Below are 20177 nucleotides of genomic sequence, written 5' to 3' on the forward strand. Positions count from 1 at the left end.
CCTGAAAACGGGAGCCGGTTTCGGGCGATATGCGAAAAAACGAGAATTCAAGGCGTGGTCAGCCCGGCCGCAGCAGGGAGCCGGCGATGGGGAACACCCTGTCGCGGCCCATCATGTAGGCCATCAGGCTGTCGCGGCGGAACAGCCCCGCATAGGCGGGATCCAGAACGTTGAGCGAGCCGGTGAAGGCGCCGAAGGCCGGCATCACCATGCGCTTTCCGTCGCCGGCGAAGCAGCGCCGGCGCACCGACCGACCACGCTGCACGATGCGCGCGCAGGGATGGAGATGGCCTGCGATTTCTCCCTCGACCGGTGTCTGCGATGGCTCGTGCCGGAACAGAAGGGTGCCGATGGCAAGCTCCCGCACCGTGTCGCCGGGCAGTCCGGCGGGCGCCTCCGGGTCGTGGTTGCCGGTGATCCAGAACCAGTCGCGCCCCGACATGATCGCCTCCAGCCTGTCGCGAAAGGCGATGTGCAAACGCATGGCCCCGCCGTCGTCATGAAAGGAGTCACCCAGGCTGATGACGATGCGTGGCCGGAAAAGCTCCAGCGCTTCCTCCAGCCGCGCCAGCGTGGCGATGGTATCGTAAGGCGGTAGCAGCGCCCCGCGCCGCGCAAAGGAGGAACCCTTTTCCAGATGCAGGTCGGAGACCGCAAGCAGGTGCAGCTCCGGAAAGTAAAGCACGCCACGCGCGTCGCATATCGCGCGCTCGCCGGCGATGCTGGCCAGTACGCTTTGCGCTGTCGATCCGGCATGGAAGGCCGTGGTCATTTCTTCCTCATGCTGCGGCGTCCATAGTCCGCCGTTCCGACGCCTTTCCGTGCTGCGTGCCCGGGCCTTGGTGCGGTGCCGTGAATCACCACCGCCGGTCCGTTGCGCGCCGGCGCGTCGTCCGTTGCCGTTCCCATCGCGTCTCCGATCAGTTCGGAGGCTTCCAGAAGCAGGCTGTCATTGGCCTCGCCATTGACGCTTTCCCGGCCGATCTCCAGCATGACCGGAACCGCCAGCGGCGAAATCTGCTGCAGCGGCTTATGCACGATTCGCCCGCGGATGCGCGAGAGCATGTCGGCAAGCCTGCTGACATCGAGCAGCCCGGCGCCCGCATCCGCCTGGGTCGCCTGCAACAGGACGTGGTCGGGCTCATGGCTGCGCAGCACATCGTAGATCAGGTCGGCTGAAACCGTCATCTGCCTGCCGGTCTTTTCCTGCCCGGGATAGCGCTTCTCGATCAGGCCGGAGATCACCGCGCAGTTGCGGAAGGTGCGCTTGAGCATCCAGCTGTCGTTGAGCCAGGCATCGAGGTCGTCGCCCAGCATGTCCTCGTCGAACAGCCCGGCAAGCGAGGGTTTCTTCGCTCCGAACAGTGCGCCCATGTCGTCCAGCGCCCAGATGGCCAGTGAATAATCGGTGGCGACGAAACCGAGCGGGCGCGCACCCGCGCGCTCCAGCCGGCGTGTCAGCAGCATGCCGAGCGTCTGGTGCGCCAGCCGCCCCTCAAACGGGTAGCACACCATGTAATGCCGGCCTGCGCGCGGAAAGGTCTCGACCAGAAGATCTCCACGCTTGGGCAACATGGACTTTTCCTTTTGCAGCCGCAGCCAGTCCGACACCTGCTCGGGCAGGGTGGACCATCTGGCCGGATCGTCCAGCATGGCGCGGACCTGATCGGCCAGATAGGTGGAAAGCGGGAACTTGCCGCCGGCATAGCTCGGCACGATGATGTTGGCACCTGAGCCGGCCGAGACCACGCATTCGTTTTCGCGGATGCCCTCGAAGCGCAGGATCTTGCCGGCGAACAGGAAGTTGTCGCCGGGGCGCAGCGTTTCGGCGAAATATTCCTCGACCTTGCCCAGCACCCGTCCGCCATGGCCGGCAAGACCGCGGCCGGAGCGCACATAGCGCACGTTCAGCTCCGGCATCTCGACGATGGTGCCGACATTGAGCCGGTATTGCTGGGCGATGCGCGGATGTGTGATGCGCCACAGCCCTTCTTTCGTGCGGCGGATGCGGGCATAGCGCTCATAGCCACGCAGCGCATAGCCGCCCGTGGCGACGAAATCGACGACCTGATCGAAGGTCGCGCGCGAAAGCTCCGCATAGGGCGCGGCGGAGCGGACTTCCTCGTAGAGAATATCGGCATCGAAAGCGGCCGCGCAGGCCGTGCCCAGAACGTGCTGAGCCAGCACGTCGAGCGTGCCGGCCAGCAGCGGCGGCGTATCCTGCGCGCCGAGATAGTTGGCGTCGAGCGCGGCCCGGCATTCCAGCACCTCGAAGCGGTTGGCGGGAATGAGGATCGCCTTCGATGGCTCGTCCATGCGATGGTTGGCACGACCGATGCGCTGGGCAAGCCGGCTGGCGCCCTTGGGCGCGCCAACATGGATGACGAGATCGACATCGCCCCAGTCGATGCCGAGGTCGAGCGTCGAGGTGGCGACGATGGCGCGCAGCGCATTGTCCGCCATCGCCTTTTCCACGCGACGCCGCTGGCCGACATCGAGCGAGCCGTGATGGAGCGCGATGGGCAGCGCATCCTCATTGGCCCGCCACAGTTCCTGAAACAGCATCTCGGCCTGGCTGCGGGTGTTGACGAACAAAAGCGTCGTCCTGTGCCGCCGGATTTCCTCGTAGATTTCGGGAATGGCATAGCGCGCCGAATGGCCGGCCCACGGCACCCGCTCCTGCGATTCGAGAATGGAAATGTCGGGCTTGGCCCCGCCGGCAACCGTGGCGAGGCCGGCCATCTCTCCGGGCGGGTTCTGCGACACCAGCCAGCGGCGCAATTCGTCCGGCTCCGCCACCGTGGCGGAAAGCCCGATGGTCTGGAGCCCCGGCACGATGGCGCGCAGACGGGCAAGCCCCAGCGACAGGAGATGGCCGCGCTTGGAGGTCACCAGCGAATGCAGCTCGTCGAAGATCACATAACGCAGATCCTCGAAAAACCGCTTCGCGTCCGCGCTGGCGATCAGCAGGGCAAGCTGCTCGGGCGTCGTCAGCAGAATATCGGGAGGAACGAGCTTCTGGCGCTGGCGCTTGTGGGTGGGCGTGTCGCCGGTGCGGGTTTCGATCGCGATCGGCAGCCCTATTTCGGCGACCGGCTTGCCCAGATTGCGCTCTATATCCACCGCCAGCGCCTTCAGGGGCGAGATGTAGAGCGTGTGAATGCCGCGATGCTTCTCGCCGGGCTTGCGCTTCGGCCGTATCGCCAGTTCTGTCAGCGAAGGCAGAAAGCCGGCCAGCGTCTTACCGGCGCCCGTGGGGGCGATCAGCAGGGTGGACTGGCCTGCCTGCGCGCGTGAAAGCAGTTCGAGCTGATGGGCGCGCGGCGACCAGCCCTTGCCTGCGAACCATTTCAGGAACGGCTCGGGCAGGCGGGCGACGGCCGTTTCCTGCAAGGGTTCTGGCTTCGCTGTCACGCCACACAGGTAGCGCGGGCAGGGCGCATCGCCAAGCAAAAAGAACAAAACAGGATCATTTGCTTGTGCCGGCGGCCAGTCGCAGGCACAGTGCGACCTTTCCATGCCGTCGAAACGACCTATCTGAGAGCCATGCGTCCCAGCGATCTGCTCCAGCCCCGCCCCGAAGGGCTCTATTGCCCGCCCGGCGATTTCTTCATCGACCCGGTGCGCCCCGTAGACCGCGCGCTGATCACCCATGGCCATTCCGACCATGCGCGTTCGGGCCATGCGAAAGTTCTGGCCACGCGCCAGACCCTCGACATCATGGCGCTGCGCTATGGCGAGAATTTCGCCGGTGCGCGGCAGGCGGCGGCGCTGGGGGAAACCATCGATGTTGGCGGCGTGTCCGTCACCTTCTATCCGGCAGGTCATGTGCTGGGCTCGGCCCAGATCGCGGTGGAGAAGGGTGGCCTGCGCATTGTCGCTTCCGGCGACTACAAGCGCGTGCCGGACAAGACCTGCGCGCCGTTCGAACTCGTGCCCTGTGATGTGTTCATCACCGAGGCCACTTTCGCGCTGCCGGTTTTCCGTCACCCCCCGGCGCAGGAGGAAATCGGCAGGCTGCTAAAATCGGTGGCGCAGTTTCCCGAGCGTGCCCATCTGGTTGGCGCCTATGCGCTCGGCAAGGCGCAGCGCGTGATGAAGGAACTGCGGCAGGCCGGCTATGACCGGCCGATCCACATCCATGGCGCGCTGGCGAAGCTCAGCGGCTATTATCAGGCCGAGGGCATCGATCTCGGCCCGCTGGAGCCGGCGACGGTGGAGGCTGGCCGCAAGGGCGACTTCGCCGGGGCGGTGGTCATCGGCCCGCCCTCGGCTTTCGCCGATCGCTGGGCGCGGCGTTTTCCCGACCCCGTGTCCTGCTTCGCGTCCGGCTGGATGCGCATCCGCCAGCGGGCGAAGCAGCGCGGCGTGGAACTGCCGCTCATCATCTCCGACCATTGCGACTGGGACGAGCTGTGCGAAACCATCACCGGGACGGGGGCCGGCGAGGTGTGGGTGACGCATGGCCGCGAGGAAGCGCTGGTGCGCTGGTGCGAATTGCAGGGCATCAGCGCCCGCCCGCTGCATCTGGTCGGCTACGAGGACGAGGGGGACTGACCGGCATGAACCGCTTTGCCGAACTTCTCGACCGGCTGGTGCTGACGCCATCGCGCAACGGCAAGCTCAAATTGCTGACCGATTATTTCCGCGAGACGGAAGATCCGGATCGCGGACTGGCGCTGGCAGCGATCACCGGCGACCTGTCGATAGCGGCGATAAAACCCGCCATGCTGCGCGCGCTGGTGGCCGAGCGCATGGACCCGGTGCTGTTCGGCTATTCCTACGACTATGTCGGCGATTTGGCCGAGACGGTTTCGCTGGTGTGGCCTGCCCGGAACGATGCGGATGCTGCATCCGCCACGCGCATGACGCTGGCCGAAGTGGTGGCAAAGCTGCAAGGAGCCAGCCGCTCCGACGGGCCGCGTGTTCTGGCCGATCTTCTCGACAGGTCCGACATCGCCGCGCGCTTCGCCATCATCAAGCTCGTCACCGGCGGCCTGCGCATCGGCGTATCGGCCCGTCTCGCCAAACAGGCGCTCGCAGATCTCGGTCCTGTCGATGTGGCCGAGATCGAGGAACTGTGGCACGGGCTGGAGCCGCCTTATACGGACCTGTTCGCATGGCTGGAAGGGCGCGCGACGAAGCCCGAGCGGGCGGCTTTCGCGCTGTTCCGGCCGGTCATGCTGGCCAATCCGATCGGCGATGGCGATCTCGAAAAGCTCGATCCGGCGGATTATGCGGCGGAATGGAAATGGGACGGCATTCGCGTGCAGGTGTCGTCGGAAGGCGGCGTGCGGCGGCTCTATTCGCGCACCGGCGACGACGTTTCGCGCGCCTTTCCCGATCTGTCCGATGCACTCGATTTCGAGGCCGTCATCGACGGTGAGCTTCTGGTCGGCCAGCCGGCCGCCACCGGCACCTTTTCGGACCTTCAGCAGCGGCTGAACCGCAAGACAGTCTCGTCAAAGATCATGCAAGGCTATCCCGCCTTCGTGCGCTGCTATGATCTTCTGCAACTGGGCGGCGAGGATCTGCGCGCCCTGCCGTTTCGCGAGCGCCGCGCCCGGCTGGAGGATTTTGTGGCGACGCTCGATCCGGCCCGATTCGACCTCTCGCCTTTGGTCGCCTTCCGGGGCTGGGAACAGCTCGAAGGGCTTCGCACCGCCCCGCCGCACCCGATCATCGAAGGCGTGATGCTGAAGCGCTGGGACGCGCCCTATCTGGCTGGCCGGCCGAAGGGGCCGTGGTTCAAGTGGAAGCGCGATCCGCACACGGTCGATGCCGTGCTGATGTATGCGCAGCGCGGCCACGGCAAGCGATCTTCCTTCTACTCCGACTACACGTTCGGCGTCTGGTCCGGGCCGGAAGGCGAGGAAGAACTGGTGCCGGTGGGCAAGGCCTATTTCGGCTTCACCGATGAGGAACTGCGCCGCATCGACAAATATGTGCGCGACAACACGGTCGAGCGCTTCGGCCCGGTGCGGGCCGTGCGCGCCGACCGGCAGAGCGGGCTCGTTCTGGAAGTAGCGTTCGAGGGGCTGAACCGTTCCAGCCGCCACAAATCGGGCGTGGCGATGCGGTTTCCGCGTGTCTCGCGCCTGCGCTGGGACAAGCCGGCAGCGGAAGCCGACCGCATCGAAACACTCAGGCGCCTGCTGGACGGATAAGGCATTTCGCAGTCAGGTCGACTCACCGGAGGGCGCACAAATGCAGCGAAGCAAGCAGATGACGCGGCCGCCCGGTCCTGATCCGGCTGTCGCGCAAGTTTCAGGCTCGAAGCCGGCTGCGGCTACTCCGCCACCGAAACGCGGATTTCGTAGATATCGACCGAGCGGCCCTGGTTTTCCACGTCGGAGGTGATGGCGATGGTGCCGGCAGCCCCTGCGCGCTTGTCCGGGAACTGCACGTCGAACAGATATTCTCCGCGGTCGCCCTTCACGTCGTAGCGCTTGCGTCCACAATCGCCGAGTTCGCCGAAATTGCAGTCGATGGAAACCTGCGTTGCCGTGCCGCCTTCGCCGCGCGCGACGATGACGAAGACGGCGCGCGTGCCGGCGACCTCGTCCAGAATGCCCTGTCCGACATCGAAGGATACGGCGGAGCCCGAACTGCCCGAGCGCACCCGCAGGTAGGTGCCGCTGTCATCTTCCATGACATCGGCTTTGGCGTCCGAGGGGGTGGATACCGTTGTCGGATCCAGCGGCGTGAAGACGGTGATCCATTCGCCCGAGAAGCCGTTCTCGCCCGTGCGCAGCGGCGCCGTGGCCCCGCCGGAGGGGCTGAAATCCTCGTCCTCGACCGTTGCCGGCGGCACCGGCACTTCGCCGCGCTGCTCGGGTGTCCGCAGGGCTCCTGATTGCAGCAGCCACCATGCGCCAAGGGCAACGACGGCAAGCACGGTCAGTGCGGCAAACAGGGCAGGCAGTCCGCGCCTGCGAGGCCGCCGCCTGCGCGGCGCGATGTCGGGCTCCGGCTCCATGGTGCGCGGCAAAGGCGCATCGGGCATGATGTCGGGCACGACTGGCAATATGTGCGCATCGGAGGCGGAGCCGCCGTGATGGCCCGGCGCGTCAATGCTGGGGGCGGCGTCTGCTCCGGCCGGATTTCCGGCAGCCGCGGGTGCGGGCAGGAACTCCGCTTCGATCTCGGCAATCCTGGCTGTCATCGCCTTGCGGCGATTGATGGCCGATTCCACCGTCACGTTCGGATTGGCCTTCAGGGCCCGGTCGAGCGCGGAAAAGGCCGACCGATACACCTTTTCTCGAAAGGCCCGGTCTGTGGAATCGCCTTTTTCCAGGGCATTCCGAATCGCTTTTTCGATCGGGTCCAAGCCGGAATCCTCTGTACGCTGCTTTACACTATGCTGATGGTTACCCGCAGAATGCCGATCAATCAACGTCGCAGGCCTACGTAATCAGCTATGAACAGGCTGATGAGGGCGGGTTTGTGAAACCGGAACCGGGCTGCGGGGCAATTATCATCGACAATCGTCTCCGAAATTGCATTGGCATCTTGAATTTGCGCAGGCTTGCAGCTATCACGCCCGCATTCTCGGAGGCTGGTCCTCCCGGGCCGCTTTAGCTCAGTTGGTAGAGCACATCATTCGTAATGATGGGGTCGCGTGTTCGAGTCACGCAAGCGGCACCACTACTCTTCATCAGGTTTGCATCATACTGCAGGTCGCAGGCAGTCAGGCTGCCCGCGCGGCGTGATGTTGCGGCTGGCTTCCGAGGGGGCGGTAACTGCCGGCCCCGGAGATGGTGGAGACGCTGCCGGGCACTGCAATATAACTGTCATGAAAGTCGGGTAGCTGGGTCGAACCATGACCACGCCATTCGTCCCCTCAACGATCAGAATCATCTCGCCGCGGGAGGAAACTCCGGTTTTCGGCGAGGTCCTGTTTGAGAGTGATGGTGGTGACAGGGTGACGATCCGGCTGGACCTTGAGGCCTGCGGTGCGCTGCGGCAGGTGATTTACGATCTGGAGCGGAAGCTGGCGGAAGCTTCCTGAACGGCAAGTTCGTCTGCTTAACGATCCGCCCGTGTTCCGTACCTTCTTCTAAAGCCTTGCCTTGACGCTGCGCGGCGTGGCCAGCAGCAGGCTGGTTTCAGAGTTGGTGATGCCGGCAATCAGCCTGATGCGCCGCAGCACCTGATCGAAGGCGATCAGGTCCGAGGTGCCCAGTTCCACCACCAGATCCCATTTTCCGTTGGTGGTGTGGATGGCGCTCACTTCCGAAAAGCCGTTCAGCGTCTTGATGACGGCATCGGCGCTGTGCCCGCCGATCTCGATCATCATGATGCCGCGCACCGGCAGGTCGATGGCGTCGGAACGCAGGATGACGGTGAAACCGATGATCTCGCCGCTTTTCTTCAGCCGCTCCAGCCGTGCGCGCACCGTGGCGCGGGTGAGCCCCAGCTCCGTCGCCAGATCGGAAAGGCTGCGCCGCCCGTCATGGCGCAATATGGTGATAAGCCGCTGGTCGATTGCGTCCATTTGCTGCTCATTTCGATCAATCAGTCTGACCATATAGGTAAGTCACACGCGCGAATTAGGCAATCTGGCTGCTTCCAAGTGCCGGGAGAATGGAGTTTCCTTGCTTCAGCAAAGAGCTTGAGGAACGGCCATGAACTGCAAACTGATTTCCGTACCGGTCGAACAGGGACAACCCGTTCCCGGATGTGCGCTTGGCCCCGAGGCGCTGAAGGGTGCCGGTCTGGCCGCCGCGCTTGGCGAGCTTGGCCATGACGTGACCGATCTTGGCGCCGTGCCCACGCCCGCGCCACACCCCGTGCCGGCCCATGCCAACAATCTGAAGCATCTGCCCGAAATCAGCGCCTGGATCGAGGCGACCGCCAACATGGCTTATGAGGCCAGCGCTGACGGCTTCCCGATCTTTCTCGGCGGCGACCACAGCATTTCGGCCGGCTCGGTATCGGGCATCGCCCGCCGCGCCGCCGAACAGGGCCGTCCGCTTTTCGTTCTGTGGATGGATGCCCATTCCGATTTCCACACGCTGGACACCACCACCAGCGGCAATCTGCATGGCGTGCCGCTGGCCTATCTGTGCGGCCTGCCGGGCTTTGAAGGTTATTTCCCGCCGCTGGCGGTGCCTTTGGCGCAGGAGCGGGTCTGCATTCTGGGATTGCGCAGCGTGGACAGGGCCGAGCGTGAGGCATTGGCCAATTCGCCGGTGCGCGCCTATGACATGAGCACTATCGACCGCAAGGGCATTGCGCCGCTGCTTGAAGCCTTCCTCGATGAAGTGCGCGCGGCAAACGGTCTGCTGCATGTCTCCTTCGACGTGGATTTCCTCGATCCGCCGCTGGCGCCGGGTGTCGGCACGCCGGTTCAGGGCGGCGCCACCTTCCGCGAGGCCCATCTGGCGATGGAGATGCTGCATGAGAGCGGACTGGTGGCCAGCCTTGATGTGGTCGAACTCAATCCCACGCTCGACGAGCGTGGCCGCACGGCAGGGCTCGCCATCGAACTGGTAAGCAGCCTGCTCGGCAAGACGATAACGGGCAAGAGGAGGGCAGCCTGAATGGACAAGCAACTGAACGTGGTGCCGTTCGTCAGCGTCGACCGTATGATGCGGCTGGTGCATTCGGTGGGCATCGAACGATTTCTGACCGAACTCGCCGGCTATATCGAGGAAGACTTCCGCCGCTGGCAGAGTTTTGACAAGACGCCGCGCATCGCTTCGCACAGCGTGGATGGCGTCATCGAACTGATGCCGACCAGCGACGGCAAGCTCTACGGCTTCAAATATGTCAACGGCCATCCCAAGAACACGCGCGACGGCCTCCAGACCGTGACCGCCTTCGGGCTGCTGGCGGATGTGGCGACCGGCTATCCGGTGCTTTTGTCGGAAATGACGATGCTGACCGCGCTGCGCACCGCCGCCATGTCGGCACTCGCCGGCAAATATCTGGCGCCGAAGGGCGGCAGGACCATGGCCCTGATCGGCAATGGCGCGCAGTCCGAGTTTCAGGCGCTCGCCTTCAAGGCGCTGCTTGGCGTGGACAAGCTTCGCCTCTACGATATCGACCCGGCTGCATCGCGCAAATGCGCCGGCAATCTGGCGCGGCACGGCTTTGCTTCGATTGAGATATTCGGTGCGGCAGCCGAAGCTGTCGAGGGCGCCTCGATCATCACCACCGCCACCGCCGACAAGCAATATGCGACGATCCTCACCGACAACATGGTCGGCCCCGGCGTCCACATCAACGCCGTGGGCGGCGATTGCCCCGGCAAGACCGAGATCCATGGCGACATTCTGCGGCGCTCCGACATTTTCGTGGAGTTTCCGCCGCAAACCCGCATCGAGGGCGAGATTCAGCAGCTTGGTCCGGACCATCCCGTCATCGAGCTGTGGGACGTGATCGCCGGTCATGTTCAGGGCCGCCGCGACGAGCGCCAGATCACGCTGTTCGATTCGGTCGGCTTCGCCATCGAGGATTTCTCCGCGCTGCGATACGTCTATGATCTGACGGTGGATGGCGATGCGCTGGAGGCGCTCGACCTGATCGCCGATCCGGACGATCCGCGCGATCTGTTCGGCATGCTGATGCGTTCGCCGGCAGCTCCTGCCGCGCACTGAATTCAGATCGCCGTGCGTCCATTCGGACGCACAAAGGACGATCTGAATTATTGATAGAGCATCGGTATAGCCGAAAACCGGATTCCACTTTTCGGTCCGATTCTCTAGCCGCGCATGGCGGCCTCGAGACTGCGGTAAATCCGCTCGTCGCCCGACTGGGCGACGTTGAAGCGCATGAAGCCGTGGGCGGTCTGCGAGAGGCTGAAGGCGTTTCCGGGTGCCAGCACGATGTCCTCGGCCAGCGCCTGCCGCGCGACATTGCCCGCATCCACGCCTTCCGGCAGGTGGCACCACAGGAACATGCCGGCCTGCGGCATCAGCCATGCCCTGATGCCGATCGCTTCCAGCCGTCCGGCCGTTTCGGCCATCGAGCGCGCGAGTTTCACACGCAACGCTTCCAGATGCTTGCGGTAGCTGCCGTCGATCAGAAGGTTCAGCACCAGCGCCTCGGCGAAGTGGCTGCCGCCGAAGCTGGTGGCGATCTTGAGATCGACCAGCCCTTCCAGCCAGTCCGGTCTTGCCGCCACATAGCCGCAGCGCACCGAGGCAGACAGGGTTTTCGAAAAACTTCCCGTGGCGATGACCTGCTCCAGCCCGTCGAAGGCGGCGAGCCGGGGTGCGGGAGAGACCTCGAAATCGGCGAAGATATCGTCCTCGACGATGATCAGCTCATGCTGGTCGGCCAGCTTGAGCAGGCGGTGGGCCGTCACCGGCGAAAGGGTGGCGCCGGTCGGGTTGTGAATGCCGCTGTTGGTCAGGTAGAGCCGTGGCCGGTGTTCTTCCAGCACAGCGGCGAATTTTGCAATGTCGGGCCCATCCGGCCCGTAGGGCACGCTCACCACTTTGGCCCGATGGGCGCGCAGCAAGGCATGGAAATTGAAATAGCAGGGGTCGTCGACCACCACCGCATTGCCCGGTTCGAGCAGGTAGCGGCAGATAAGGTCGAGGGTCTGCGTGCCGGATTCGCTCAGCATCACCTGTTCGGGCGAAGCGTGTATGCCATGCGCGCCCATGCGCCGCGCCAGCAATTCGCGCAGCGGCCGCAGGCCAAGCGGCGTGCCGTAATCGGCAAGCGTTGCATCGGCCGCGCGCGATGCCGTGCGCAGGCCGCGCCGGATCGCCTCATGCGGCATCCATGAGGCCGGCAGCCAGCCACAGCCCGGCTTCAGCACGGTGTCGCCCGCATCCAGCGACTGGCGCGAGATCCACAGGGGATCGACCTCACGGTCGAGCCTCGGGCCGATCTCGGCCAGCGAAAGCGGCGCCATGGGCGCGCTGACATAGTAGCCGGAGCCCGGCCGCGCGCGGATAAGCCCTTCCGCCGCAAGCCGTTCATAAGCCTCCACCACCGTCGATTTCGACACTCGCATGGTGGTGGCGAGCGCGCGGATCGAGGGCAGACGGGCACCCGGCGTCAGGCCGCGCGATGCGATGCGCCGGCGGATCGAGGCCATCACTGTGCCGATCAGCGTCTCGCCCTGAGCGGCAACTTGCCGGGAAGGGGTGGTTTCCATTCGTACTGCCCTTCAGACCAATACAGTTTGGTGAAATCGTACTGCACTGTATCTGGAAAAACCATGCCCTCCCGGCCGATAGCAACGGAAACGGCAGGTGATGGACATGGACAAGACGACGACCGGATGGCTGAGCGGATTTCTGGGGGTTCTGATCTTTTCGGGATCCCTGCCGGCCACGCGCGTGGCCGTTGCCGATTTCGATCCTGTCTTCCTGACGGCCGCGCGCGGCACCATAGCCGGCCTTATCGCGCTGGCGCTGCTGGTGGCGCTGCACGAGCGCAGGCCGGATCGTGACGACCTTGTGTCGCTCGTCATCGTGTCGCTCGGTGTTGTGGTCGGCTTTCCGCTGCTGACGGCGATTGCCCTGCAGTATATGACCTCGGCCCATTCCATCGTGTTCATCGGCCTGTTGCCGCTGGCCACCGCCATCTTCGGCGTGCTGCGCGGCGGTGAACGTCCGCGTCCTGCCTTCTGGGCGTTCTCCTGTCTGGGCAGCGCGCTGGTCGTGGGCTTCGCCATCTCGCAGGGCGTGTCGGCGGCACCGCTTGGCGATGCGCTGATGCTGGCGGCGGTCATCGTGTGCGGGCTGGGCTATGCGGAAGGCGGCAGGCTGTCGCGCAAGCTTGGCGGCTGGCAGGTGATCTCATGGGCGCTGGTTCTGTCGCTTCCCGTCATGGCTCTCGTCGCCCTGATCACCAGTCCGGCCACCCTCGCCGGCATAGGCGGCCCGGCATGGATCGGGCTTGCTTATGTGTCGCTGTTCTCGATGCTGATCGGGTTCGTCTTCTGGTATCGCGGCCTGGCGCTGGGCGGCATCGCGGCGGTCGGCCAGCTTCAGCTTCTGCAGCCCTTCTTCGGGCTGGCGCTTGCGGCGCTGCTGCTGCACGAAGAGGTCAATGCGGCCATGGTCGTCGTGACCGTCGCTATCGTGGCCTGCGTCGCAGGCGCAAGAAAGTTCGCCAGATAGTTTCGGAACAGACGACTGTTCCGCAGAGTGATGTGGCCCGCACGCACAGCGTGATGCGGGCCACATGAAAAGCCTCAGGAGCCGGCTTCGATCTCGGCGAAAATCCGCTCGGCCGTCTTCTTGGCCTTGCCGGGATATTTCAGCCCCTTCACTGCATCGAGGTTCGTTGGCTGCCCGACGACGACAGCGCCGATCATGCCCATGCCGAAGTGCGGCGTGCACTGATACATGTAGACCCCTTCGGGGCCCACGGTGACGGTGATCTGTTCGTTGGTCTTGCCTTTCCAGGTTTCGGCGCCCTCGGGCAGGCCATCCTTCATGCTGGCCGAATTGTGGCTCTTGTCTGTGGGGATGAAGGTGATGGTGTCGCCCGGCGCGGCCCTGACCACGAGCGGCTCGAACATCATCGCCGTGCCATCCGAGGCCTTGTTCAGCATCTTCACCTCATGGTCCGCCGCAAGGGCGGAAACAGGCAGCGCAAGACCGATGGCCACAGCAGCGGCAAAAAACGTCTTCAAGATAGTACCTCCAGTAAAAACAAGGACATGGAGCGCGCCGGGACTGCACTTCCGCGTCCATGCGTTCCAATATTCGGTTTCGGGGTCAAGCGGCGAAAAAGCCTCAGAGACCATTTGCCGCCTGATCGACGATTTCGGTGAGAAGCGTGTTGACTTCATCCCGGCCGGGACCTGTCGGCAATTCGCGGAAGCCGATGACGACCTCGCCGGGTTTCGTTTCCGCCTCATAGGCGAAAACGATGTAGGGGCAGAAGGCGATGTTGGCGATGTCGGCTTCCATGGCGTTGCGCGAGACCACGGCGGAGCAGAACTGCAGGAACTCCGCATTGCGGTAAAGCTTCCTGCCACCCACGTCTGCGGCGGTGCGTTCCAGCATGTCGCCGATATGGCCGTGATAGTCCACGACATAGCCGCGATTGACGATGGCGTCTTCGAGATCGGCGATCACCTGCGTGAAAGCCGTATCCGTCGTGACGGTGTGGACACCGTCCTGCGCCCGCGCGTCAGGGCTCACAACGGCACCGGCCAATCCCAGCGCAAGCAGGGCCGCGCCGACACCTTTTGGCATAAGCATATAATTCCTCCTCGGGTCCCAACCCCGAATTGCATGAGGCTGCAATCCGCCATGCAAGGCTAGCCTGCTTCTTCATAATATGCAAAAAATAAAATGTTTGCATAGAAGGAGATTGGCATATGTCCACCATGTCGTCCCGCAGAAGCGGACCGGACCGCAGGCACTTTCTTGGCGGAGCGGCTGCCTTGCTTGGTGGCACTGTTGCTTTTCCCTTTGCAAGGGCCTTCGCGCAAACTCTTTCCACGGGCAGCGCCGAGCTGACCGTCGTCAGCGACGGCATGATGACCTTGCCGCTCGGCCTCATTTTTCCCGATGCGCCGCAGGAAGAGCTGGTGAAGCTGCTGGAGAAATACGGGCAGCCGACCGATGCGATGCGGCCCGATTGCAACGTCACGCTTGTGCGCACGGGGGATCGGCTCGCCATCTTCGATGTGGGCGCGGGGCCGAACTTCATGTCCAGCACGGGAAAGCTGCTGGATTCGCTGGAGGCGGCAGGCGTTGCTCCCGGCGACGTGACCGATGTCGTCATCACCCACGCCCATCCCGACCATATATGGGGCCTGACCGACGACTTCGACGAACTGGTGTTCGCGGATGCGGATTATCATATCGGGGCCAGGGAATGGGAGTTCTGGTCCTCGCCCGATGCCATGGCGCAGATGCCGGAGGACCGGCAGACCTTCGTGGTCGGTGCGCAGAACCGTTTTGCGGCGCTCGACGGTCGCGTGAAATTCATCGGAGACGGGGATGAGGTTTTGCCGGGCATCGAGGCCGTGGAGACGCCCGGTCATACGCCGGGGCATCTGTCATTCATGGTCCATGGCTCGGAGCCGGTGCTGATCGTCGGCGATGCCATCGGCAACGACACGGTCGCCTTCGCACATCCCGAGTGGCCGACCGCCAGCGATCAGGATCCGGCATTGGGTGCAAAGACCCGGGCAGCGCTGCTGGACAGGCTGGCGGGCGACAAGGCGAGAGCCATCGGCTTCCACTTTCCGCATCCGGGTGCGGGCATTGTCGAGCGGCGCGGAGGGGCTTTCGTCTACGTGGCCGCCTGACGCGCGAAAACGGTAGCTTCGGGCGGCGTGCCCTGGCCCTATTCGGCAGGCTGGCGATCCATGGCGCGGAATGCGCCGAGCGGCGAGCCTTCGATCAGATAGGCGAGCCCGAGCTTCGCACCGAGAAAGATGGAGGCCAGCACCAGTGGTGCCGATATGGCGAGGGCCGAAACGCCGGTAACGCCCTGACCGATGGTGCAGCCCATGGCGAAAACGCCGCCAAAGCCCATCAGCGCACCGCCGGCAATGTGGCGGCCAAGCTCGCGGGCGTCGTCGCAGGCTTCCCAGCGCACGTCGCGCTTCCACGCGGCGCAGGCCGCAGCGCCGCCGATCACGCCCAGAACAAGGCCGACGCCGTAATCCGGCACCACGCCGGTGAAGGTAATGGCGTGCAGAATGGTGTCTGCCACCGGTACCACGAAGGATCCGGCCTCGATCTGCACCACCTCGAAGGAGTGTTCGCTCGCATAGGTCGTGGCCCACCAGCCGAAGGTGATGATCAGGCCGATGGTGAGGCCGGTCAGGATCGAGCCCGTATGGCTGCGATAACGGCGTTCGTTGAATATCCAGCAGAGCATGGCGAGGCCGGCGACAAGCGCGATGGTGAGGGTCAGGTCATGTCCCGACCACCATGAGGCCAGCGCACCGATCGACTGGCCGCCCATTTCCGACAGGTCGATGGCGTGGTTGTCCGAAAGCGCGACGCGCGCCTGCGCGACGAGACCTTTCTGCGCCGACATCGCCGCGAGACCCAGAACGATCAGCACGATCAGGGAGCGCAGGCTGCCGCCGCCCAGCCGCACGAGCGCGCCGAAGCTGCATGTGCCCACCAGCGCCATGCCGATGCCGAAGGCCAGCCCGCCTGCTATGGCCCCGACCCAGGCGAAACTGGAATGGATGTAGAAGCTCGATTGCGTATCGACCATGCCGAGTGCCTGCAGCGACTGGGTGACGATCATGGCGGTGGCGGCGGCCAGCATCCATGTGCGAACGCCCCGGCTGTCGTCGGCGTACCACATGCGCTCAAGTGCAGACATGGTGCAGAAATGATTGGCGCGGGCCACGAAGCCGAGCAGAATGCCGGCCCCGAGCCCGGCAAAGGCAAGGAACCATGGATGGGTGGCGATATTCATGTTTCCCTCCCTCTGGCTGAAGACCGGATTCGCGTCCGCGGCGGTCAGGTCTCTGGCTGGTATCCGTGCCGCCGCGCTCTCCCGTTCGCGACAGTCAGGTTCAGTCGCCTTTCGGGCGCCTCACCGGAGCACAGAACAGATTGTACAGCGTTTCGATGACCGAGGACACTTCCTTGCTGGCGATCGAATAGTAGATCACCCGGCCTTCGCGGCGGGTGTTCACCAGCCGGTCGAAGCGCAGGCGCGCAAGCTGCTGCGAAACGGCGGCCTGCGGCAGACGCATGGCCTCCTCCAGTTCGGACACCGACTTTTCACCCTCCGCCAGCAGGCACAGGATCAGAAGCCGGCCTTCATGGGCAAGGGCCTTCAGCAACTCGCTGGCTTCACGCGCCTGCGCCAGCAGCTCGTTGAAATCTTCCGGCGTCTGGGCGTCCTGGATTTTCGGCAAGCTCATAACGTCACTGACCATCCGCAGTTGAGGCCGCGCATTTGTGCGCCGCACATTTGCATATCTTGAGGTCTGTTACTGTATCGGCTGGTCTTTCGGCAACAGGGCAAGAAGTTCGCCGACACGATACCAGAAAAACTCATCACCCACATAGCCCCGGATACGCCCGATTTCCTTGCCGTTGTCCATCAGGACAAAGGTCGGAGTGAAACGCTCCTTTTGCACATGCCTGAGATCTTCCGGCCATGGGCGCGTGATGTCGACGCGCCGCAACGGCGCGCGGCGGCCTTCTTCGGTCTTTGGCCAGGCCGGGGCGATCTCGGCATCGAAGCGCGCGCACCATGCGCAGCCCGGCTGCTCCATCATCAGCAATTCGGCCGCGGATGCAGGTGAAAACCCGAGCAAAAACAAGACAGGCGCGAATTTCAGCAACGCCCTGAAACTGATCATAGGTGTCCTCGCACAACGTCGGCCCTTGTTTAATATAGAAATATAGCATTGTATGCATTCAATAGGCCAGACTGACGCAAGGCCTGATCTGCGATCCGGGAGGGGAAATGCTGGATGTAAGCGTGGGCGCCGCATTGCTGGCGGGGCTGTTGTCATTTGTGTCCCCCTGCGTCCTGCCGATCGTTCCGCCTTATCTGGCCTGGCTGGCCGGTGTGAGCTTCGATGAACTGCGCGACGAGGCGCCGGGTGCACAGCAGCGCAGGCGGGTGATCGTTGCCGCTTTCGCCTTCGTGCTCGGCTTTGCCACGGTATTCATCGCGCTCGGTGCAACCGCAAGTGTCATCGGCAAGACCATCGCCCAGTACTTCGATACGCTGGCGATCGTCGCCGGCATTCTGATCATCATCATGGGGCTGCACTTTCTGGGCGTGTTCCGCATCGGCATGCTCTATCGCGAGGCGCGCGTACAGGTGGACCGCAAGCCGGCGGGGCCGCTGGGCGCCTATGTGATCGGACTGGCCTTTGCCTTTGGCTGGACGCCCTGCGTCGGGCCGGTTCTGGCCGCCATTCTGTTCATTGCAGGCAGCGAGGGCACCGCACTGCGCGGGGCGGCCCTGCTTGGCGCCTATTCGCTGGGCATCGGCATCCCCTTCCTGCTCGCCGCCATCTTCGCCAGCCGTTTCCTTGGCTGGGCCGCGCGTTTCAAAAAGCACATGCGCAAGGTCGAGATGGCAATGGGCGGCCTGCTGGTGATCACCGGCATATTGTTCATCACCGGCCAGATGTCGGCGATCTCGTACTGGCTTCTGGAAACCTTTCCGGCATTCCAGACCATCGGTTAGCCAGACAATCGGTTAGGAGGAGAAAACATGCACAAGCTTCTGGCCCGCGCCGTCACCATGCTGATGGCGCTTGCTTTTTCACAGACGCTGCATGCGGCGGAAGTGGGCGATGATGGCCTGCACAAGGAGGCATGGTTTACCATCACCTTCCGCGACATTGCCGACGACATCGCCCAGGCAAAGGCCGAGGGCAAGCGGCTGGCTCTCACCTTCGAGCAGCGCGGCTGCATCTATTGCGCGCAGATGCACGAGAAGATTCTCTCCGACCCTGAAGTGCGCGATTACATTTCGGCGAATTTCATGGTCGTGCAGTACAACATGTTCGGCGACGAGGAGGTCACCGATCTGGATGGCGAGACGCTGACGGAAAAAACCGCCGCGCGCCGGTGGGGCTACGTATTCACGCCGACCATCGTGTTTCTTCCGGAGGAAACGCCGGAAGGCAAGACGGTGGCGGAAGCCGCTGTGGCCACCATGCCCGGCGCCTTCGGGAAATGGACCTTTCTCAACATGTTTCGCTGGGTAAAGGAGAAGGGCTACGAGCGCGACGAGCACTTCCAGCAATATCATGCGCGCATCATAAACGAGCTGCGCGCCGAAGGCCGGCTTGGGGATGAAGAGTGATATATTCACAAATTCATATTTTTTGATTGATTGGCCGGTAAGGCCGGATTATCGTTACGTCAGGAGGAGCGGTTCGCCCTTTGCGGATCGCGGGTTGGAGGAGAAGGCCGAATGAGGCGGACGCTCATCGCTATCGCTGCTGTTGCCGTTTGCGCCGTTGCCGGAATGGCGCGGGCTGGCGAGATCGCGCCGGCCGATGTTGCTTTCGAGGACATGGCGGTCGCCACATCGCTGACGGGTGCGCCGGGTAACCCGGAAGAGGGCGCCAAGGCGCTCGCCAATCGCGGTCTCGGCAATTGCCTCGCCTGCCATGCCGTATCTGCTTTGACGAAGGAGCAGTTCCACGGCGATGTTGCGCCGGCGCTCGATGGGGTGGCGGATCGCTGGTCGCCGGAAGAGCTGCGCGCCATCGTCGTCGATGCCAAGCAGGTGTTTTCGGATGAAACGATGATGCCGGGCTTTTACAGCCTGAATCTGGGCAAGGATGTCCGCAAGGATCTTGTCGGAAAAACGATACTGACCGCGCAGCAGGTCGAGGATGTGGTCGCCTATCTGGCGACGCTCAAGGAATGAACAGGAAGGAGACAAGCATGGCTCTCAGCAGGCGTCATGTACTCGCACTGGCCGCAGGCGCGGCCGTCGTGCCCGCATTTCAGTTTCTGCCCGGGCGGGCGCTTGCTGCGCCTGAAGAGGTCGGCAAGCTGATTGCGGATTTTGCCGGCGGCAAGGAGCCGCAGAGCGGCAAGATCACGCTCACCGCGCCGGAGATTGCCGAGAATGGCAACACGGTGCCGATCTCGGTCGAGGTCGAGAGCGCGATGGAAGGCGGCGACATGGTCGATCAGGTGCTGATCCTGGCTGACGGCAATCCGAGCGCCGATGTGGCGACCTTCGCCTTCACCGCAATGAGCGGCAAGGCGGCCGCAACCACCCGCATGCGTCTTGCCAAAACCCAGAACGTCATCGCGGTTGCGAAGATGGCCGACGGGTCGGTCTACATGGACAGGAAGGAAGTGAAGGTGACGATCGGCGGCTGCGGCGGCTGACCGGTATTTTCATACCCTCTGGTTCTGATTTGAAGGAAAAGAAATGTCTGCAGCTCCCAAGCCCCGCGTGAAGATTCCGAAGAAGGCCAAGGCCGGCGAGATCGTCGTGCTCAAGACCCTGATCAGCCATGAAATGGAATCGGGTCAGCGCAAGGATAAGGATGGCAATGTCATCCCGCGCAAGATCATCAACAAGTTTACCTGCGAGTTCAACGGTCAGCCGGTGTTCTCGTGCGACATCGATCCGGCCATTTCGGCCAATCCCTATTTCGAGTTCAGCGCGAAGGTCAACGAAAGCGGCACCTTCAAGCTGACATGGGTCGATGACGACGGATCGGTCTACACCGACGAGCAGACAATCGAAGTGGCCTGAGCCAGATGCGCGGCTGACATGCC

Annotated in this window: 22 protein-coding genes and 1 tRNA gene; 13 read left to right on the forward strand and 10 right to left on the reverse strand. The window is 63.6% G+C overall.

Annotation, left to right across the window (positions count from 1 at the left end):
• Nucleotides 1-58: 58 nt before the first annotated feature.
• Entirely contained in the window at nucleotides 59-772 is a 714-nt protein-coding gene (pdeM, locus tag MIC97_RS13930) for a ligase-associated DNA damage response endonuclease PdeM (protein ID WP_239800500.1), read from the reverse strand.
• Entirely contained in the window at nucleotides 769-3393 is a 2625-nt protein-coding gene (locus tag MIC97_RS13935) for a ligase-associated DNA damage response DEXH box helicase (protein ID WP_239800501.1), read from the reverse strand. The genes pdeM and MIC97_RS13935 overlap by 4 nt, the downstream gene beginning before the upstream one ends.
• A 153-nt stretch (nucleotides 3394-3546) precedes the next feature.
• On the opposite strand from MIC97_RS13935, the gene MIC97_RS13940 reads away from it, so the two are divergent.
• Together MIC97_RS13940 and MIC97_RS13945 are read left to right on the forward strand one after the other, a co-directional pair.
• Nucleotides 3547-4557 (forward strand): ligase-associated DNA damage response exonuclease, encoded by a 1011-nt coding sequence (locus tag MIC97_RS13940; RefSeq protein ID WP_239801139.1) that lies wholly within the window; start codon nucleotides 3547-3549, stop codon nucleotides 4555-4557.
• A 5-nt stretch (nucleotides 4558-4562) separates the two neighbouring features.
• Entirely contained in the window at nucleotides 4563-6167 is a 1605-nt protein-coding gene (locus MIC97_RS13945) for a cisplatin damage response ATP-dependent DNA ligase (protein WP_239800502.1), read from the forward strand.
• 122 nt (nucleotides 6168-6289) lie between these two features.
• Here the strand turns inward: MIC97_RS13945 and MIC97_RS13950 are convergent, their stop codons facing one another.
• On the reverse strand, nucleotides 6290-7255 hold the full coding sequence (locus tag MIC97_RS13950; RefSeq protein ID WP_239800503.1) for a hypothetical protein: 966 nt from the start codon (nucleotides 7253-7255) through the stop codon (nucleotides 6290-6292).
• A gap of 316 nt (nucleotides 7256-7571) precedes the next feature.
• Between MIC97_RS13950 and MIC97_RS13955 the strand changes: the two genes are divergently transcribed.
• Together MIC97_RS13955 and MIC97_RS13960 are read left to right on the forward strand one after the other, a co-directional pair.
• A tRNA-Thr gene (locus MIC97_RS13955) sits at nucleotides 7572-7647 on the forward strand.
• Nucleotides 7648-7822: 175 nt separating this feature from the next.
• Nucleotides 7823-8011: a hypothetical protein gene (locus MIC97_RS13960; protein ID WP_239800504.1), complete on the forward strand. Its 189-nt coding sequence runs from the start codon at nucleotides 7823-7825 to the stop codon at nucleotides 8009-8011.
• A 48-nt stretch (nucleotides 8012-8059) separates the two neighbouring features.
• Here the strand turns inward: MIC97_RS13960 and MIC97_RS13965 are convergent, their stop codons facing one another.
• Nucleotides 8060-8497: an Lrp/AsnC family transcriptional regulator gene (locus MIC97_RS13965; protein ID WP_239800505.1), complete on the reverse strand. Its 438-nt coding sequence runs from the start codon at nucleotides 8495-8497 to the stop codon at nucleotides 8060-8062.
• Nucleotides 8498-8627: 130 nt separating this feature from the next.
• On the opposite strand from MIC97_RS13965, the gene rocF reads away from it, so the two are divergent.
• Both rocF and MIC97_RS13975 read left to right on the forward strand, forming a co-directional pair.
• A complete protein-coding gene (gene rocF / locus MIC97_RS13970) occupies nucleotides 8628-9545 on the forward strand; it encodes an arginase (RefSeq protein ID WP_239800506.1) in 918 nt (305 codons plus the stop codon).
• Entirely contained in the window at nucleotides 9546-10604 is a 1059-nt protein-coding gene (locus tag MIC97_RS13975; protein ID WP_239800507.1) for an ornithine cyclodeaminase, read from the forward strand.
• Between the two features lie 104 nt (nucleotides 10605-10708).
• Here the strand turns inward: MIC97_RS13975 and MIC97_RS13980 are convergent, their stop codons facing one another.
• The gene (locus MIC97_RS13980; protein ID WP_239800508.1) at nucleotides 10709-12118 is read right to left on the reverse strand and encodes a PLP-dependent aminotransferase family protein; all 1410 of its coding nucleotides are present in this window, start codon (nucleotides 12116-12118) and stop codon (nucleotides 10709-10711) included.
• 106 nt (nucleotides 12119-12224) lie between these two features.
• Between MIC97_RS13980 and MIC97_RS13985 the strand changes: the two genes are divergently transcribed.
• A complete protein-coding gene (locus MIC97_RS13985; protein WP_239800509.1) occupies nucleotides 12225-13088 on the forward strand; it encodes a DMT family transporter in 864 nt (287 codons plus the stop codon).
• A gap of 74 nt (nucleotides 13089-13162) precedes the next feature.
• Here the strand turns inward: MIC97_RS13985 and MIC97_RS13990 are convergent, their stop codons facing one another.
• Both MIC97_RS13990 and MIC97_RS13995 read right to left on the reverse strand, forming a co-directional pair.
• Complete coding sequence (locus tag MIC97_RS13990) at nucleotides 13163-13525, reverse strand: pseudoazurin (RefSeq protein WP_239801140.1); 363 nt, start codon at nucleotides 13523-13525, stop codon at nucleotides 13163-13165.
• A gap of 184 nt (nucleotides 13526-13709) precedes the next feature.
• Nucleotides 13710-14180 (reverse strand): DUF302 domain-containing protein, encoded by a 471-nt coding sequence (locus MIC97_RS13995; RefSeq protein WP_239800510.1) that lies wholly within the window; start codon nucleotides 14178-14180, stop codon nucleotides 13710-13712.
• 119 nt (nucleotides 14181-14299) lie between these two features.
• Between MIC97_RS13995 and MIC97_RS14000 the strand changes: the two genes are divergently transcribed.
• A complete protein-coding gene (locus MIC97_RS14000; protein ID WP_239800511.1) occupies nucleotides 14300-15238 on the forward strand; it encodes an MBL fold metallo-hydrolase in 939 nt (312 codons plus the stop codon).
• A gap of 38 nt (nucleotides 15239-15276) precedes the next feature.
• On the opposite strand, the gene MIC97_RS14005 is transcribed toward MIC97_RS14000, so the two are convergent.
• From MIC97_RS14005 to MIC97_RS14015, 3 genes are all read right to left on the reverse strand, one after another.
• Nucleotides 15277-16371, reverse strand: coding sequence for a YeeE/YedE family protein (locus tag MIC97_RS14005; RefSeq protein ID WP_239800512.1), 1095 nt, complete (start codon nucleotides 16369-16371; stop codon nucleotides 15277-15279).
• Between the two features lie 100 nt (nucleotides 16372-16471).
• Nucleotides 16472-16825, reverse strand: a complete 354-nt coding sequence (locus MIC97_RS14010) for a metalloregulator ArsR/SmtB family transcription factor (RefSeq protein ID WP_183827240.1) — start codon at nucleotides 16823-16825, stop codon at nucleotides 16472-16474.
• 69 nt (nucleotides 16826-16894) lie between these two features.
• Entirely contained in the window at nucleotides 16895-17269 is a 375-nt protein-coding gene (locus tag MIC97_RS14015) for a transcriptional regulator (protein ID WP_183827242.1), read from the reverse strand.
• A gap of 107 nt (nucleotides 17270-17376) precedes the next feature.
• On the opposite strand from MIC97_RS14015, the gene MIC97_RS14020 reads away from it, so the two are divergent.
• The 5 genes from MIC97_RS14020 to soxZ all read left to right on the forward strand — a co-directional run bounded on the left by MIC97_RS14020 (nucleotide 17377) and on the right by soxZ (nucleotide 20154).
• Nucleotides 17377-18111, forward strand: a complete 735-nt coding sequence (locus tag MIC97_RS14020) for a cytochrome c biogenesis protein CcdA (protein WP_239800513.1) — start codon at nucleotides 17377-17379, stop codon at nucleotides 18109-18111.
• Nucleotides 18112-18138: 27 nt separating this feature from the next.
• A complete protein-coding gene (locus MIC97_RS14025; protein WP_239800514.1) occupies nucleotides 18139-18735 on the forward strand; it encodes a thioredoxin family protein in 597 nt (198 codons plus the stop codon).
• Nucleotides 18736-18846: 111 nt separating this feature from the next.
• On the forward strand, nucleotides 18847-19308 hold the full coding sequence (gene soxX / locus MIC97_RS14030; RefSeq protein WP_239800515.1) for a sulfur oxidation c-type cytochrome SoxX: 462 nt from the start codon (nucleotides 18847-18849) through the stop codon (nucleotides 19306-19308).
• A gap of 17 nt (nucleotides 19309-19325) precedes the next feature.
• Nucleotides 19326-19781: a thiosulfate oxidation carrier protein SoxY gene (gene soxY, locus MIC97_RS14035; protein WP_239800516.1), complete on the forward strand. Its 456-nt coding sequence runs from the start codon at nucleotides 19326-19328 to the stop codon at nucleotides 19779-19781.
• A 43-nt stretch (nucleotides 19782-19824) separates the two neighbouring features.
• Nucleotides 19825-20154, forward strand: a complete 330-nt coding sequence (soxZ, locus tag MIC97_RS14040) for a thiosulfate oxidation carrier complex protein SoxZ (RefSeq protein WP_183827257.1) — start codon at nucleotides 19825-19827, stop codon at nucleotides 20152-20154.
• The last annotated feature ends 23 nt before the right edge of the window (nucleotides 20155-20177 follow it).

The organism is Aquamicrobium sp. NLF2-7, from assembly GCF_022359935.1.
GTDB classification, from domain to species: Bacteria; Pseudomonadota; Alphaproteobacteria; order Rhizobiales; family Rhizobiaceae; genus Mesorhizobium; species Mesorhizobium lusatiense.